Annotated in this window: 19 protein-coding genes; 9 read left to right on the forward strand and 10 right to left on the reverse strand. The window is 56.8% G+C overall.

What is annotated here, in order from left to right; translation table 11 throughout:
* Window positions 1-15: 15 nt before the first annotated feature.
* From dacB to trmB, 3 genes are read right to left on the reverse strand one after another with little or no spacing between them, the layout of a single operon-like run.
* Window positions 16-1485, reverse strand: coding sequence for a D-alanyl-D-alanine carboxypeptidase/D-alanyl-D-alanine-endopeptidase (gene dacB / locus KF947_RS06675; RefSeq protein ID WP_227405775.1), 1470 nt, complete (start codon window positions 1483-1485; stop codon window positions 16-18).
* Window positions 1486-1494: 9 nt separating this feature from the next.
* Entirely contained in the window at window positions 1495-1824 is a 330-nt protein-coding gene (locus KF947_RS06680) for a DMT family transporter (RefSeq protein ID WP_133732086.1), read from the reverse strand.
* The gene (trmB, locus tag KF947_RS06685) at window positions 1821-2486 is read right to left on the reverse strand and encodes a tRNA (guanine(46)-N(7))-methyltransferase TrmB (protein ID WP_227405776.1); all 666 of its coding nucleotides are present in this window, start codon (window positions 2484-2486) and stop codon (window positions 1821-1823) included. The genes KF947_RS06680 and trmB overlap by 4 nt, the downstream gene beginning before the upstream one ends.
* A gap of 221 nt (window positions 2487-2707) precedes the next feature.
* On the opposite strand from trmB, the gene KF947_RS06690 reads away from it, so the two are divergent.
* From KF947_RS06690 to KF947_RS06720, 7 genes are all read left to right on the forward strand, one after another.
* The gene (locus KF947_RS06690) at window positions 2708-4591 is read left to right on the forward strand and encodes a beta-ketoacyl synthase (protein WP_227406282.1); all 1884 of its coding nucleotides are present in this window, start codon (window positions 2708-2710) and stop codon (window positions 4589-4591) included.
* Window positions 4588-5082, forward strand: coding sequence for a pantetheine-phosphate adenylyltransferase (coaD, locus tag KF947_RS06695; RefSeq protein WP_071694222.1), 495 nt, complete (start codon window positions 4588-4590; stop codon window positions 5080-5082). Before KF947_RS06690 ends, coaD begins: the two co-directional genes overlap by 4 nt.
* Window positions 5083-5155: 73 nt before the next feature.
* Window positions 5156-5404 (forward strand): YfhL family 4Fe-4S dicluster ferredoxin, encoded by a 249-nt coding sequence (locus KF947_RS06700; RefSeq protein WP_133732084.1) that lies wholly within the window; start codon window positions 5156-5158, stop codon window positions 5402-5404.
* A gap of 5 nt (window positions 5405-5409) precedes the next feature.
* Window positions 5410-6708, forward strand: coding sequence for an MATE family efflux transporter (locus tag KF947_RS06705; RefSeq protein ID WP_133732083.1), 1299 nt, complete (start codon window positions 5410-5412; stop codon window positions 6706-6708).
* Between the two features lie 158 nt (window positions 6709-6866).
* Window positions 6867-8177: a short-chain fatty acid transporter gene (locus KF947_RS06710; protein WP_133732082.1), complete on the forward strand. Its 1311-nt coding sequence runs from the start codon at window positions 6867-6869 to the stop codon at window positions 8175-8177.
* A gap of 91 nt (window positions 8178-8268) precedes the next feature.
* Complete coding sequence (locus KF947_RS06715; protein ID WP_133732081.1) at window positions 8269-8796, forward strand: acyl-CoA thioesterase; 528 nt, start codon at window positions 8269-8271, stop codon at window positions 8794-8796.
* A gap of 23 nt (window positions 8797-8819) precedes the next feature.
* Window positions 8820-9824 carry an ion transporter gene (locus KF947_RS06720; protein ID WP_227405777.1) on the forward strand — a complete coding sequence of 335 codons (1005 nt, stop codon included), beginning with the start codon at window positions 8820-8822 and terminating at the stop codon, window positions 9822-9824.
* 1 nt (window position 9825) lies between these two features.
* Here KF947_RS06720 and KF947_RS06725 read toward each other — a convergent pair whose 3' ends face one another.
* The gene (locus tag KF947_RS06725; protein ID WP_227405778.1) at window positions 9826-11220 is read right to left on the reverse strand and encodes a PLP-dependent aminotransferase family protein; all 1395 of its coding nucleotides are present in this window, start codon (window positions 11218-11220) and stop codon (window positions 9826-9828) included.
* 98 nt (window positions 11221-11318) lie between these two features.
* Between KF947_RS06725 and KF947_RS06730 the strand changes: the two genes are divergently transcribed.
* Window positions 11319-11924, forward strand: coding sequence for a LysE family translocator (locus tag KF947_RS06730; protein WP_227405779.1), 606 nt, complete (start codon window positions 11319-11321; stop codon window positions 11922-11924).
* A gap of 6 nt (window positions 11925-11930) precedes the next feature.
* Here the strand turns inward: KF947_RS06730 and KF947_RS06735 are convergent, their stop codons facing one another.
* Together KF947_RS06735 and KF947_RS06740 are read right to left on the reverse strand one after the other, a co-directional pair.
* Window positions 11931-12302, reverse strand: a complete 372-nt coding sequence (locus KF947_RS06735) for an I78 family peptidase inhibitor (RefSeq protein ID WP_227405780.1) — start codon at window positions 12300-12302, stop codon at window positions 11931-11933.
* Between the two features lie 101 nt (window positions 12303-12403).
* Window positions 12404-12535 carry an entericidin A/B family lipoprotein gene (locus KF947_RS06740; RefSeq protein WP_007113892.1) on the reverse strand — a complete coding sequence of 44 codons (132 nt, stop codon included), beginning with the start codon at window positions 12533-12535 and terminating at the stop codon, window positions 12404-12406.
* Between the two features lie 173 nt (window positions 12536-12708).
* On the opposite strand from KF947_RS06740, the gene KF947_RS06745 reads away from it, so the two are divergent.
* Window positions 12709-13128: an HIT domain-containing protein gene (locus tag KF947_RS06745; protein WP_227405781.1), complete on the forward strand. Its 420-nt coding sequence runs from the start codon at window positions 12709-12711 to the stop codon at window positions 13126-13128.
* Window positions 13129-13135: 7 nt separating this feature from the next.
* Here KF947_RS06745 and KF947_RS06750 read toward each other — a convergent pair whose 3' ends face one another.
* The 4 genes from KF947_RS06750 to KF947_RS06765 form a co-directional block, all read right to left on the reverse strand.
* Window positions 13136-14185, reverse strand: coding sequence for a nickel/cobalt transporter (locus tag KF947_RS06750; protein ID WP_227405782.1), 1050 nt, complete (start codon window positions 14183-14185; stop codon window positions 13136-13138).
* Between the two features lie 78 nt (window positions 14186-14263).
* Complete coding sequence (locus KF947_RS06755; RefSeq protein WP_223288115.1) at window positions 14264-14923, reverse strand: DUF1007 family protein; 660 nt, start codon at window positions 14921-14923, stop codon at window positions 14264-14266.
* Complete coding sequence (locus KF947_RS06760) at window positions 14920-15279, reverse strand: hypothetical protein (RefSeq protein ID WP_223288116.1); 360 nt, start codon at window positions 15277-15279, stop codon at window positions 14920-14922. The genes KF947_RS06755 and KF947_RS06760 overlap by 4 nt, the downstream gene beginning before the upstream one ends.
* Window positions 15276-15836: a hypothetical protein gene (locus KF947_RS06765; protein WP_166650395.1), complete on the reverse strand. Its 561-nt coding sequence runs from the start codon at window positions 15834-15836 to the stop codon at window positions 15276-15278. The genes KF947_RS06760 and KF947_RS06765 overlap by 4 nt, the downstream gene beginning before the upstream one ends.
* Window positions 15837-15872 lie beyond the last annotated feature (36 nt).

Below are 15872 nucleotides of genomic sequence, written 5' to 3' on the forward strand. Positions count from 1 at the left end.
GAGCGTGGAGTTTGTTCAGTTCGCTAATATCATTGCTTCTAGATCCAGTGACAACGGATCCAGCACCTCAGACCAGCTTAAGTAAGGCGTGCTGCTGTTACCATTGACCATGACACTAAACACTCCCCAGCGCCCTTGCGCAGTGCGAAAATAGCCCGCCGCAGCGCGCACGGCAAAGGGTTGGTTCAGCGTGCCGGTTTTGATCATGACATTGTTTTGAAACGTGGAGGGCCCCCGCCGAATAAAGCGCATTACCCCGTTAGCCGGCGACTGAAAGGCCGCTACAAAGCTGGGAAACAGGCTGCTTTGACGAAACATGTCCTCCAGCATCACGTTAACGCCTTGAGCCGATGTGCGGTTTTCAGTGGTTAGCCCGCTACCACTATACAGCGTTAACGGGCCGTGCCCTGGCAGGCTCTGGGCATAATTTTCAATGGCTTGCCCTGCTTGGCGGAGCTGCGCCTGAGGTATCTCGACGAGATCCAGCGCCAGCACGTCGGCCATGTAGTTATTGGAGTAGTTCATGATGCGCAGCAATAGCTCTTGCAGTGGTTGACTGTCCACCGCTGCCAGACGCTGGGCACTGCTGGGCGGCTGAGACGAGCTGATGCGCCATGGTTCGCGCACTTGAATACCCGCCTGATTCAACATGCCCGTTAACACTTGCGCGGTGGTTTCGGCGGCATCGCCCGCGCCGCGGTAGACATCTCGGGCAGTAGCGTTGGTGGAGATCTGCCCCGTCAAACGCATCACGTCGCCACGCTCATCGGTAATTCGCTCAGCGCTAATCTCAGTACCGCTATTGGCTGGGCGGGTGACCACCTGGTTATCAATGGTGATCAAAGACGTCTGGCTATCGCATAGCCCCACTTGGGCAGGCTCGCCTGCGGTAATGGCTGGTGCGACATTCACGCACCAGCTACCGAAGTTAACGCCAGCCGAGGAGAGCGGCGCACTATACGCATTGGTAACGCGGGTCAGGGCATTGCAGCGGTCGGTAGTAATGCAGTCCACTGACCCAAAGCGCCACTGGCTGACCACCAAAGCGCCATCGACCTCACGCACCCCGGATAAGTACAAACGCTGCACCAAGCGCCATAGGTTTTCAGTGGTTAGTCCCGGATCTCCGCCGCCTTCAAACACTAAATCACCGCGCAGCACGCCACCTTCGACGCTACCCGCGCTGACTAGTTGGCTGGTAAAGCGGTGTTGGGGGCCAAACCGGTTCAGCGCCGCCGCCGCAAGATAGGCTTTAGTGACCGAAGCGGGTGACAGCTGGCGATCCGGGGTGATGCTGCCTAACAGCACATTGGCGCCGGCATCCAAAAGACGCGCCTCGGCACTAATCGCAAAGCCTTTATTCTGCAGTTGGCCCAGGCGGTTGAAATCGGCGAGCGCGCTGGCACTGGCGCACAGCGCCAGCGTGGCAACCCCGGCCATCAGCGACCAGCGCTGCAGACGCTTACTTGCAAAAAAACACCCCATTACGATACCTCAATGCACATTCATTTTAGAAAACACTTGCAGCATGACGACGCCCGCCACGATCAAGCTAATTCCGACCACTGCCGGTAAATCGGGCTTTTCACCGAATACCACTATGCCGACTAAGGTGACCAGCACAATGCCCAAGCCCGCCCAAATCGCATAGGCGACCCCCACCGGCAGCGTGCGCAGCACTAGGCTAAGCAAATAAAAAGCTAGCCCGTAGCCCACTACCACCACCACGCTGGGCAATGGGCGCGTAAACCCCATGGAGGCCTTTAAGGCACTCGTGGCGATCACTTCGGCCACTATCGCCAGCACCAAATAGACAAACGTCATATTCGCTCCAACTCAACGCATAAACGCCACAGAGCCTGACCACTTCGAGCATACTTAGCCTCGAAGGGAGTTAAATAGTCATCTTTAGGCGCAATTTCAGTTACCGCCGACTGCTTACCGGTTACCTGGGCCACCGCCAAGGCAAACTCTTCAACGTAGAGTGACCAGTTTGAACGCAGTTCAAGGTGCCCTCCAAGGGCCAGTAGTGTGGGTAAAACCGCATGGCCATGCCAGCGCATTTTTAAGTGCGCCGCCTTGGGGTAAGGATTTGGATAAAGCAGAAAGTGGTGCTCGGGCGCCCAGCCTGCTTGGTAGGCCAAACGCCAAAAATCGACAAGGTCGGCTCTCACCAGCAGAGCATTTTCTGGCAGCTTGCCGTGGTCGCGCCCCAGGCGATCCTCGCTGCGATCAACGCCAATCACCGCATGGGCGGGGAACTGCGCTGCCAGTTGACGTGTCGATATCCCCACGCCACAGCCTGAATCAAGTACCAAAGGCGTTTGACGACCCGCGAGCCACTCCGCCGCCAGGGCAAAGTTATACTGCGTATGCTCGGCGATCGGTTTACGCAGTGGATGCGCTAGCGCCCGGCTCACCCGGCGTGCCAAATCCTGATGCGGGCCTGGCTGGTTAGAAATCACTGGTCGAGAATTATGCTGCATGCCATTACCCGGCTGAAAAGCGTGATTCTATCAGTCTCGAACGCTTGCGGCATGACGCCGTTGCACAGCCGGTGCTATGATCACGCCTGACATAGTTATTAGTGACCTTATTAAGCGCATGGTACTGGACGAATTGTGCTCAGTAGCCATGCCAATAATTTTTATTACCACCACCGCACCACGAGGAACCCGGCTTGTCACACTTACCGGTGATTGTCGGCATGGGCGGCATCAATCCCGCTGGCAGAACCTCTGGCCATCAGGCCTTCCGCCGCACTGTGCTTGATGCTCTTCCTGCTGACCAGCAACGCCAGACACTGGAAGGCTTGGCGGCGCTTATGCGCCTAGTAGAGCACTCCGAAAAGGGGTGGCGCGACAGTCAAGGCCAACCCGTAGATGACCCGGCGCAGTCGCTGCGTGATCAGGTGCTGAAGCACACCCTGATTCGGCGCAACGAAGACCCGCGCTTTCTCGACCCCGGCATGCCGTCTAACCGGCAGGCAAGTATGCAGTTGGCCGAGCCGCTGCGCTTTACCCTGCGCCGCCGCCAGCTACCTGAAAATCTACCGCTGGATTGGCAGGTGCGCGACATTGATGCCCGCGAGGTAGAAATAACGGTGCCCGCAGGGGTGCTGGAGGTGCTGCTGCCCGACGCGCAGCTGCCCAAAGTACGCGCGGCAGCTCAGCTACCCAGCGGCTTTGACCCCGCGAACCTCTACCGCAGCGTACATCACCCCCGCGGGCTATCGCTGGCGGTGTTTGGCGCCAGCGACTGCCTGGGCGCCAGCGGCCTCTCCTGGGAGACGCTGCGACAGCAGTTGAATCCAGATCATATTGCCGTGTACGCCGGTAACTCCATCGGCCAGCTAGACGATCAGGGTTGGGGCGGCTTACTGAAAAGCCTGGTGAGCGGCCAGCGCGCCACCTCCAAGCAGATGCCCCTGGGCTATGGTCAGATGCCCGCCGACTTTTTGAATGCCTATGTGTTGGGCAGCGTAGGTGGCACCGGCGCAGCGTTAGGCGCCTGCGCCAGCTTTCTCTATAACCTGCGCCTGGGCATTGATGACATTCGCGCCGGGCGCCGTCGTGTGGTGATGGTGGGTACCGCCGACGCGCCGATTACTCCGGAAATCATTGAGGGCTTCCGGGCCATGGGGGCGCTGGCTGACGACGCCGGCCTGAAAGCCCTGGATGCGCTGGAGCTGCTTACTGACAGCGATTATCAGCGCGCCTGCCGTCCCTTTGCCCGCAACTGCGGCTTTACCATGGCAGAAGCCAGCCAGTTCGTGCTGTTGATGGACGACGCCCTGGCACTGGAAGTCGGCGCGGATATCCTCGGCGCGGTGCCTGATGTGTTCGTGAATGCCGACGGTTATAAGCGCTCGATTTCAGCGCCGGGCATCGGCAACTACATCACCCTCGGCAAAGCGACTGCGTTGGTGCGCGATATGCTGGGCGAAAAAGCCCTTAAAGAGCGCAGCTTTTTGCACGCTCACGGCACCAGCACGCCCAAGAACCGCATTACCGAATCCCACGTGTTCGACGAAATTGCCCGCGCCAACGGTATTAGCGAGTGGCCGGTAGTTGCGATTAAAGCTTTTATCGGCCACTCCCAAGGCTCCGCAGCGGGCGATCAGTTGGCGAGTGCCTTGGGCAGTTTTGCCCACGACTTGCTGCCGGGCATTCCCACGCTGGATGCGGTGGCTGACGATGTCTATGCCGAGCGGCTGCGCTTTTCGCAAACGGCACAAACGTTTCGTGCGGACGCTGCTTTTATCAACGCCAAGGGCTTCGGCGGCAACAATGCCACTGGCGTGGTGCTTTCACCTGCGGTGACCGAACGCCTGCTGACGCAGCGCCACGGCGCGGCGGCAGTGAATGCCTGGAAAACCCGTCGCGAAACCACCAGGGAAGCGGCAGCGGCCTACCTTGCCCAGGCAAACCACGGTCACTACGCCCCACGCTACCAGTTTGGTGAAGCGGTGCTGGAAGGCCCAGAGCTGGATATTCACGCTGACCGGATTCATATCCCCGGTTACGATCACGCCGTCTCATTAACCAGCGATAACCCGTTTGGCTGCCTGGACGAGGAGAGCGAGGAATGACCACGCGTAAACTGAATATCGCCGTCTACCCCGGCACCTTCGACCCCATCACCAACGGCCACTTCGACTTGATCGAGCGCGGTGCTCGCATGTTCGACAAGGTGGTCATCGCGGTGGCGGCAAGCCCTGGCAAAAGCCCCAACCTCGACCTGGAAACACGCATGGATCTAGCTAAAGCGGTCTGTGCGTCGCTGCCTAACGTTGAGGTGATCGGCTTCTCGACCCTGCTCACCACCATGATGCACGAACAGGGCGCGACGATTATTCTGCGCGGCCTGCGCGCAGTCTCCGATTTTGAGTACGAGCTGCAGTTGGCCAATATGAACCGCGCGCAGAACCCGGAGCTTGAAAGCGTATTTTTAACCCCGGCGGTGGAAAACTCGTATATTTCTTCGACCATCGTGCGCGAAATTGCCAAGCTAGGTGGCGATATTTCCCCCCTAGTGCATCCTCAGGTCGCCGAAGCGCTACGTAAGCACTACACTAGCTAGCCAACGCCATTGTTGAGTAAAACACTCAGGTATTAGACAGCCTGGGTGTGAATGCCATCCGCGAGGTATGCCCATGGCCCTGATGATTACCGACGAATGCATTAACTGCGACGTCTGCGAGCCCGAATGCCCCAATGATGCTATTTCTCCCGGTGAGGAGATCTACGTCATCGATCCTAATCTATGCACCGAGTGCGTGGGTCACTATGACGAGCCCCAGTGCCAACAGGTCTGCCCGGTGGACTGCATTCCGCTTGACCCTGAGCGCCACGAAAGCCAAGAAGAGCTGATGAAGAAGTACCGCATCATCACCGCCGCCTAAGTCGAATGCGGATTTGGGCCCTTGCCTGGCCAATCATTCTCTCCAATATCACCGTCCCGCTGCTCGGGTTGGTGGATACCGCTGTGGTCGGTCATTTACCCGACTCCCGTTACTTAGCCGGCGTTACTCTCGGTGCCACGCTGTTTAGCTTTCTCTACTGGGGCTTTGGCTTTTTGCGCATGGGCACTACGGGGCTAGTCGCCCAAGCCATGGGGCGCGAGAGCGACACAGATGTGCGCAACCTGCTGGGGCAATCGCTGATCATGGCGCTGGTGATTGGTAGCCTGCTGATTGTGTTTGCCTCGCCGCTGATTACACTGGGTTTATGGCTGTTAGATGGTAGTGAAGTAGCGACCGATCTAGCCCGCGAGTACGCCCATATCCGCCTCTGGTCAGCGCCAGCAGTACTCGCCAACTACGCCATTCTGGGCTGGTTTTTGGGCCAACAGAACTCCCGCGTTACGCTGATGATTTTGCTGCTAACCAACAGCGTTAATATCGTGCTGGATTTATGGTTTGTAGTAGGCCTGGGAATGACCAGTAACGGCGTGGCCTGGGCGAGCGTAATCGCCGACTACAGTGCCCTAGCGTTTGGTAGCTACCTGGTGCTACGCCAGCTAACCCGGCTGGAGGGCCATTTTTTGCGCGAGCGCCTGCTCGCGCTCGCAGCTTACACAGCCCTGTTTAACGTTAACGCCAACCTGTTTGTGCGCACCCTCGGCCTGCTGTTTGCCATGGCGTTCTTTACCGCCCAGGGCGCGCGCCAGGGCGATACGGTACTTGCTGCCAACGCCGTACTATTGCAATTTATCATGCTCACCAGTTACGCCCTGGATGGCTTTGCCCACGCTGCCGAATCACTGATTGGGCGCGCCTTTGGCCGAGGGGATTGGCATGAGTTTGCCGCGACCGTGCGCGCCGCCGCGCGCTTTTCATTCTGGACGGCTGGCGCGGCTGCCCTGCTGTTCGCGCTGGGCGGCAATGCGCTCATTGCACTGCTCACGGGCCTTGAAGAGGTGCGTGCCACCGCGGCGCAGTACTTGCCCTGGATGGTCGTCATGCCGCTGATTGCGGTATGGAGCTACCTGCTTGATGGGGTGTTTATTGGCACCACTGCGGTGCGTGAAATGCGTAACAGTATCTTTATTGGCCTAGCCGCCTATCTGCCCGTTTGGTGGCTAACCCAGGGACTGGGCAATCATGGGCTCTGGCTGGCGTTTATGCTGTTCACGCTGGTGCGCTCGGCGGTGCTGATCGTCTACTACTATTTTCACTACCACCGCCCCTACCGGTTAAACCATTAGCGTTAAAACAGGCGCATTTAACCTCAACTACGCTAACGTAAGATTAAGCGGACAGCTTCAACGTGAAAATTTCCGTACTCACCCGTATATTAGCTATGCCGTTACATTTCCAAGACCTTGCTTAGCCACTTCCTAATAATGAATAAAGAGAGCATCCCATGCTTAAAATGATCTCAAAACCGGCGGTAAAGCTGGTGGAGCGCTATCTCCCCGACCCGTATATTTTCGTCCTATTGCTGACGTTAATTGCCGCGGTCGCCGCGATCGCCATTGAGCGCCAAACCCCGCTGGCAGTATTGCGCTTCTGGGGCGATGGCTTCTGGGGGTTGCTGACGTTCTCTATGCAGATGCTGCTGGTGCTGGTTACCGGCTTTATGCTGGCAAGCTCACCGCCGGTAAAACGCATTTTGCAGAAAATAGCCAGCACCGCTAAGTCACCCGGCGGAGCGATCATTCTAGTGACGCTGGTCTCATTGGTAGCCAGCTGGATTAACTGGGGGTTTGGGCTTGTGGTCGGCGCGCTATTTGCCAAAGAGCTGGCTCGACTGATCCGCGTTGACTACCGGCTGCTCGTCGCCAGTGCCTACTCCGGCTTTGTGGTGTGGCACGGCGGTTTGGCAGGCTCGATCCCGCTAACCATCGCGACCGAGGGGCATTTTTCCGCCGACCAAATTGGGGTGATTGGCACCGGCTCTACGATTTTCGCCTTCTTCAACCTCGCTATTGTGGTCTGCCTGTTTATCGCCATCCCGCTGGTAAACCGCATGATGCTGCCGGACGAGAAAGATAGCGTCTACGTCGACCCCAGCGTACTGAATGATGAACCCGAGCCGGTTGGCCGCATTACACGCCCTGCGGAGCGCCTGGAGAATAGCTTTACACTCGCTCTGCTGGTCGGCGTGCCGGGGCTACTGTTCTTGCTTGATCACTTCCTGCTACGGGGTGGCGGCTTAAACCTTAACGTCGTTAACTTTATGTTTCTGTTCCTAGCCATTGTGCTGCACCGCACGCCGCGTAATCTGCTCAACAGCCTGCACGAAGCGATTAAAGGCGGCGCGGGGATTGTCATCCAGTTCCCGTTTTACGCTGGCATCATGGCTATCATGGTGCAGTCCGGGCTAGCCGAGAGCATGTCCGAGTGGCTGGTTTCCTTTGCAACCGCCAATACGCTGCCATTCTGGTCGTTTATCAGTGCGGGTATTGTCAATCTATTCGTCCCTTCCGGCGGCGGCCAGTGGGCAGTTCAGGCACCGGTGATGCTACCGGCTGCTCAGGCCTTAGGAGCTGATATTCCGCGGGTTGCTATGGCGGTGGCTTGGGGCGATGCCTGGACTAACCTGCTACAGCCCTTCTGGGCGCTCCCGGTGCTCGCCATTGCAGGCCTAAAAGCAAAAGATATTATGGGCTTCTGCCTGATTCAGCTTTTTATCACCGGCATTATTATTTCCGTCGGTCTGGTATGGTTTTAAAAAACCGCCAATGACTGCCCGCCGCTCAGTTTGCCCAGCCTATGGGTAGCGGGCAGCCGTTATTGGGCTTAAGTAACAGCAGGAGCAACGTATGACAGACGCCGAAATCAGCGCTAACGCTGCCCTGCCTGGGCAGCATGAGCTCTCCATGACCGTATTGATGACGCCCGATATGGCGAACTTCAGCGGCAAAGTCCATGGTGGCGCGATTCTTAAAAAGCTCGATGAAGTCGCTTTTGCTTGCGCCAGCCGCTATTCGGGCCACTATGTGGTGACGCTGTCGGTAGATCAGGTGCTGTTTAAGCAGCCGATTCATGTCGGCGAGCTGGTCACCTTTCTAGCCAGCGTCAATCATGTTGGTCGCTCGTCGATGGAAGTGGGCATCAAGGTCGTGGCCGAAGATATTCGTAATAAGCTGATCCGGCATACCAACAGTTGCTACCTCACCATGGTCGCGGTGGACGCTGATGGTAAACCTGCCAGCGTACCGCCGCTCAATTTAGCCACGTCGCTCCAGAAACTGCGTTTTGAAAAGGCTGCGCTACGCAAGAAGCTACGCAAACAGGCGGAAAGAGAGGAACTGCTGACCCAGCAGCATCATCAGTCCCAGGCCCACTAAAGACCCAACGATAAGGAGTTCGTATGCCCGCCAGGGATCGCTATCCGCACCTGCCTAAAGCGGTTGAATACGCCCATATTGGTTGGGATTTTTTCATTTTGACGCTGGTGGTGATTAATCTCTCGCTACTGCTGTTTGATTCGCTGTTTCTACTCGGCCCTATTAACCAGGGCATCGCCAACCTCGCTCCCGGTTTTCACACTTTCTACGATGACGTGATTCATAGCCGCTTCATCACCATCGATTTGGTATTTGTCAGCTTTTTTATCGCCGATGTACTGCTGGGCTGGTCAATCGCCATTGCCGAGCGGCGCTACCACCGCTGGTTCTTTTATCCCTTCGTACACTGGTACGACGTGCTGGGTTGTATTCCCCTAGTAGGCTTCCGCTTGCTGCGTATTCTACGTGTCATCTCGTTGATCAACCGACTGCATCGCCTCGGCCTTATTGATGTTACCCACTGGTACATCTATCAATTTGTGGCCAAGTATTACGACATTCTGCTTGAGGAGCTTTCCGACCGTATCGCCCTACGCCTGTTGGGCAACGTACAGCAGCAGATACGCGCCAGCGATTCGCTGACCGAGCGCGTGATCGAACGTGTGATCATGCCGCGTAAGGCCCAACTGATTCATGAGATCGCTCAGCGGTTAGAGAGCACTATCGGCAAAGCCTACCAGCACAACCGCCAATCCATTATGACGGCAATCAGCGATTTAGTTAGCCGTACGCTACGTGAAAGCCCCGAGATTCAGCGCCTGAATCGTTTACCCATGGGGGTGCAGGCCACCAGCGCGATGGAAGCATCGCTCAGCGGTGTTGCCCAGCGGCTCGTCGATGAGCTGCTGCTAGGCATTCATTCGGATGAGTTTAGGCAGTTAGTGGAGCGCACTGCCGACAGCGGCTTTGACACCTGGCTGACGGTTGACGAAGGCAGCAACCGGGTCACCGAACAGGTGCTGTACGACGTGCTCGAAATGCTCAAAGATCAGGTGCGCCACCAGGGCTGGAAAGACCGCTACGAGTAATTCACAACGTGACAGGGGCTAATGGGCGCTCGGTTAAACAGGCGGCGATGATATTCAATGCCTTAATCAGTTCACGGCGATCCGCCGCGGCCCCAATACATAGCCGAATCGCTTGCGGCGCTGGCGTGCTCCCCACACAAAAGGGCTCTGCGCTGCTGACCTTAACACCCCGCTGCAGTAGCCGCTCGCACAGCTCTACGGCCCGGCTCCCCTCTGGCAGCGCAAGCCATACATTGCTGCTGTGTGAGCGCCCGCTCAAGGAAAAATCTTTTAGCCATTCGGCGGCCAACTGCTGACGCTCCGCGAGCTCTTGGGTTTGCCAGTTAAGTAGTTTTTCCGCCGCGGCCTGATTAATCCAATGGCAAACCACATCGACCATTAGCGGTGGCACCATCCAACTCTGGGCGCGAAGGCTTGCCGCTAACCGCTCGTGCAAACCTTTAGGCGCACGCAGTACGCCAATTCGCAGACCACCCGCCAGCACTTTAGCGGTGCTAAATACAAACAGCGCGCGCTCTGGCGCAAGCAGGTAAAGGGGGGTACCGCGCTGCTCAGCGGGAAGATACTGCACGCCGTCTTCAATCAGCCAGATATCGTAGCGCCGTGCCAGCGTTACCAGTCGTTCGCGGCGCGATTCGCTTAAACACGCGCCGGTGGGGTTATTCTGTTCCGGCGTTAGATATATCGCTCTAGGTGGCTGCCGGGCACACTGCGCCTCAAGCAGATCCATGCGCATCCCTTCACTGTCTTGACCAATGCCTACCAACTTTAGATGCCCCTGCTGCGCTGCGCTGATGGCACCGGGATAGGTCAAGGCATCGGCGGCCAGCAGCTCGCCCGGCCTTAGCAAGGTGCTGAGCGCCAAACTAAGGCCATGCTGCCCACCCTGGGTAATGAGCAGTTCATCGGCCATCAGCGGCATACTCAAAGTATTTAACCAGCTAGCGAGTACTTCACGATGCTCATGACGCCCCTGTGCCTGTTGGTAGGTAACACCGCGCTCTAATGCTGCCCCTGATTGACTTAAAGCGAGCAGCGCTTCGCTCAACAGCGTCTGCCGTAACGGATGAGGCGGTGGCAGGCTAAGACTTAAATCGATCACACCGGCCGTTTCGTCAGCGGGAAACGTCAGGCTAAAAGCATTGTTTTGGGTTTGGCTCTTCACATAGGTGCCGCTACCCACCCTTGCCGATACCCAGCCATTGCGTTCAGCCTCAGCGTACCCCCTGGTTACCGTGCCGATAGTCACACCTAGCGCGTCCGCCAAGCGGCGCTGGGGCGGCAATCGCTGCCCAGGCAGCAGTGTTCCCGCCTGAATAGCGGCTTCAATGGCGCTGGCAATAGCCCGGTAGCGTGAACCAGAAAACTCCTTAAGCGAAGGCACCCAAATTGTCATGGTGACAATAAAACCTTTGACGTCAATTTAATCCCCATTATGCTGGTAAAAGCCACACTAAAACAATCCCCCACCCCATATTGTATGGATACAATCAGATGAACAGCGAATGGTTAATTCTCGGTCCTGCCGCGCTCTATATGATGTCGATGACGCTTACCCCAGGGCCAAACAACGTTATGTTGACCGCCTCTGGCGCCAACTTCGGCTTTAGGCGCACGCTGCCGCATATGTGGGGGATTTTAGGTGGCTGCTTTTTGCTGTTTGCGGGCATAGCGTTGGGCTTGGGCGTGCTGTTTGAAAGCTACCCGGCGATTCAAACGGCACTGCGCTGGATAGGCAGCGCGTATTTGCTCTATTTGGCTTGGAAAATTGCCAGCGCCCCACCGCCTAATCTTAAGGCACAGGCTCATAGCGTACCCTTTACGTTTTGGCAGGCAGCGGTGTTTCAGTTCGCCAATCCTAAAGCGTGGGTAATGGGACTAGCGCTGATGGCGGGGTTTCTACCTGAAAGTGGCCAACCGGTATTTAATGCATTGCTACTTGCAGGCTTTGCGGAGATGGTGGCGCTGCCCTGTATTGCGCTATGGGCCGCCTTTGGTAGTGCGATCGGGCAGTGGATCAAAACCGATGTCGCGTGGCGGGCGTTCAATATCACCATGGGCATGCTGACCGCCGCCTGCGTCGTGCTGATTTTAGGATGAAATACGTTAGCCGCAGCGCAGCGCTTCTATAACATCTTGATCATCAAGATGAATATTCAAGCGATCCGGGCGGTGATCCATGGTAGCCATATCACCAGGGCGCAGCACGCGCACCTGTCGAGCGCCGCTATCACTTTGTAACTGCGAAACGTTAGCCTCTTCGAAGGGCTCCCCAATAGCGGATTGAATAGCGTCCAGATCACACTTGGCAGCCTGCTCATCACTGGAACCGTTCGGCGTTACCGTAGGCGGCGGTGGCGCTGCGTCTACGTCGTCGTTGGCAGGAGAAATCGGCATTTGGGAACTAACGCAAGCCGTTAGCAGCAGCGCGCAAGCGCTAACAGCGGCAAATTTAACCAGCGTAATACAGGATTTCATCCTTGAATCTCCAAAAAGTAGGTTATGGGTATAGGCTATAAAACCCCACGGGCCAGGCGTTAGCCTGGCCCGTGGGATACCACTATCTTTCTAATGAAAAGTTAACTCGCAGCATCCTGGACAGCTTTACCGCCTTCTTGCACATCCTGGCCAGCGCCAGCGATGGTATTGCAACCAGTTAGAACACCCGCTGTCATCAGCAGCATAAAGCTCATGGCCAATAATTTTTTCATTTCCGTTCTCCTTAACGAGTCGTTCAACATCGGGAAACTCCACTGGCAACTTAATTTGCCACTTGGGAGTTTTTTCAGGGTAACAGCGTTTTGGCAATCGCGCTCGCTTTCCCTACTTCACTTCGCGGCTGCTATGCTAACAATTATCTAAACCGCTGCCTGGAGCCTATGATTTGATCAAATTCGAGCTAGATGAACGCCTTGCTGCTGACACCTTGCCCATCGCAGATCTGCCGTTAAGCCGCGTGCTATTGATGAATGACGCGCGCTATCCCTGGGTGATTTTAGTACCGCGCCAGGCCACTATCAGCGAAGTATTTGAGCTTTCTGGCGACGACCAGCAGCAGCTGTGGCGTGAAGCCACTCTGCTAGGCGAGGCAATGAAAACAGCGCTTAAGGGTGACAAAGTCAACATTGCCTCGTTAGGCAACGTGGTTAGTCAACTGCATGTACACGTTGTGCTTAGACGTCACAGCGATGCGACGTGGCCAGCACCGGTATGGGGCAATGGCAGTCCCGAACCTTACGATCTGGATGGTCAGGCGCAGTTAAGGGATCAGCTGCTGGCACTTATTGATGGGCTTGATGTGTAGAATACTTCTACCCCGTTAATGGGTGGCCTTGCCGAGCAGGCGGCTCATTGGGAAGCGGCCCACTGGCAGGCTGTGCGACACCCGCAACGCTAAGCGAAATCCCCAGCACTACTATCAGCGCACCGCCGGTCAGAGCCACCCAGCCGGTAGTTTTTTGTACACCGCGCTGGCTGTACTGCTGCCTAGATAAGCGCCGCTGCGCCCAGCCACGGGCAAAAATGCTCGCCAGGGCGAGCGCTGACACCGTGATCCCCGTGCCGACCGACATGGCCACTACCGACGCCACGCCCACCTCAAATTGATCCAGCAAGCTGGCCGCCCCCAGCATTAATACCGCTCCACTACAGGGGCGCATACCAATGGCGCCGACCGTCATCATCGCCGTACGCCAATCTAACGCCTGATGCGGTTCAATATGGTGAGCACCACCGCAACAGTGGCTGTGGTCATGACCATGGCTATGTTCATGGTCTTGATTATGTTCATGGTCTTGACTATGTTCATGGTCTGGGCTGTGCGAATGAGCCGCTCGCTCGGGCTGGTAGGCTCTCCGCAATTGCTTGACGGCCCGCCAGCATAGCCACGCCCCTAACGCTGCCACCAGCAAAAAACTAGCCTGCTCCACCCAGACAACGCTGCCCATGGCCTGCCGGGTTACCCAGCCTAGGCCATAAACCAGCACAACGACCAGTGCAATGGCGGTCACGCCCTGCAGTAATGAGGCGGCGAAAGAGAGTCCCAAGGCACGCTTTACCGCACCTCCGTGGGTGGCTAGGTAAGTCGCCAAGACGGCTTTACCATGCCCAGGCCCAGCAGCATGAAACACGCCATAGGCGAAGCTGATACTCAGTAGGCTTACCCATGTCGCCATGGTGGGGGTGCGCGACAGTTCGGTAATCGCCAGCGTTAGCGAACGGTGCAGATCACGCTGCCAACCAAGTAACTGATAGCTCACGCTCTGAAACCCACCTTGCCAAACCATGATGAGCACCGCCGCGACTAGCAGCAGGCCCAGCATTAACCCTAACTGACGTGTAAAGGGTCGTGTTAAGGACATCTAACCGCTCCATCGAGAAGTTGTTATAAGGTAACATGGAAATAACATAACACGGCACCGCCTGTTTTCGAACAGCGCCTAGCGACAATCAACTTGGCCGGTTTCGGCAAAATAGCGCCCCAAGCCGGGCTCACCACTCTCATCTTTATCGAGCAGCGCCGCTTGCATCACCAGCTCAGGGTCGGGGTCAGCGGGGAGAATAGACAACTCGCAACTAGGTTCACCGTGAAGAATCAGCGCATCATCCCGTGGCTGACCACCCTCCTCCTCGTGCACCACTTCGATGTAGTAGGTGGAGTCAAACACTTGGTACGTAAGCAGAGCGTCATTCAGCGCCTGGGGACTTTCCAGCGGCAGGATAAACATAAAGGTTAGCCGTCCATCCCGCTCCATGGCGGTATATTCGCTTACCTCGCCCAATGCCTGGCGTTCCCCGTTTATATTCACTTCGGTTAAATAGTGCTGCCCGGCAAGATTATCGCGAATCTCTTTACCAAGCTGATCAAGCCCCTCTTCTAGACTGGCGTTTTCCACCTGCTGTAGCTCTTCAAAAACGACCAGACTGTAGAAAGGATCCATCCGCCAGGTTTGATGCAGGCCACTCACCATGCCCTGATCATCGGTGATGACCCGCACACTCAGGTCGATCCAGCCGTGAGGGTGGGCACGGGCATCGGGACTAACCACAAGGCTACTCATGCCCAAGCAAACGGCGACTGCGCTACCTGCCCACTTCATGGTGCGACCCCCAGCTTATGCTGCAAGGCGACAAGCCAAGGATCGAGCAAATAGGGCGGCAAGGGTTGACTCCCCTTCAGCGCCGACACGCGCACGCGGCTGCCACTGCCCTCTTCACTCACCTGCAACTGCAGGCGGTACTCAGGCCAACGGGCAAGCGATGCCTCGGCGCGCCCCAAGGACAGATCCGCATGGCGTACCACATAGCCCTGCTCTACCATCAATTCCACGGCTTCGCGAAAGGTTTCCTCTGAAGAGGTAGCGTAAACCAATTCACGGGGTTCCAAAGGCGTTGTCGTCGCGCAGCCAGCCAATCCTCCCAGTAGCACCATTAACAACCAGTGGCGAATTTTCATAACGGCCTCCCGGTCGCAGGTACCGTTTGCGTAAAGCTGGTTTGAAAGCGCTGACAAAAATCGTCGTTGCTGGCACTGTAGGATTCACGCAGATCCCCCCAGTGATCGAAGCGGCGGATGTCTCGGGATATACGAATATGCGTGTCGTCCACCAATAGCGATACACGCTCCACCTCCACCGGCTGCTGGCCCACGCCACCGCCATAACCAATCCCCCCGATGCCAAAACCGACACCGGAACCACCGCGCCCTATGCCCAAACCACCAAACAGGCGCATTCCATGACCAAAGCTGTAAGCATCATCGTAAGGATCATAATAACCGTGCAGTGGCCGTTCACGGCTGGCGCTGATCAAGCCCAGGGAGGTATCGGTAGAGTTCAGAGTAAACCCCCATTCAGTGAGCACCTCAACGCTGGCTTCTAGCGCCCGTTCATGGGTGGCGGGAAAATAGCACGAGGCCGCAGGCGCTGGTTCTGCTTGCGGCAAGCGATCAGGAACCACTTGACAGCCAGCAAGCGCCAACAAGCAGGTGAAGCTAATAGGAATCGACTTCATGTTAGTCCCTCTAATGGGCGAGGTCGCTGGTTTGGC

It is taken from the genome of Halomonas sp. FeN2 (assembly GCF_020595105.1).
Classification (GTDB): domain Bacteria; phylum Pseudomonadota; class Gammaproteobacteria; order Pseudomonadales; family Halomonadaceae; genus Vreelandella; species Vreelandella neptunia.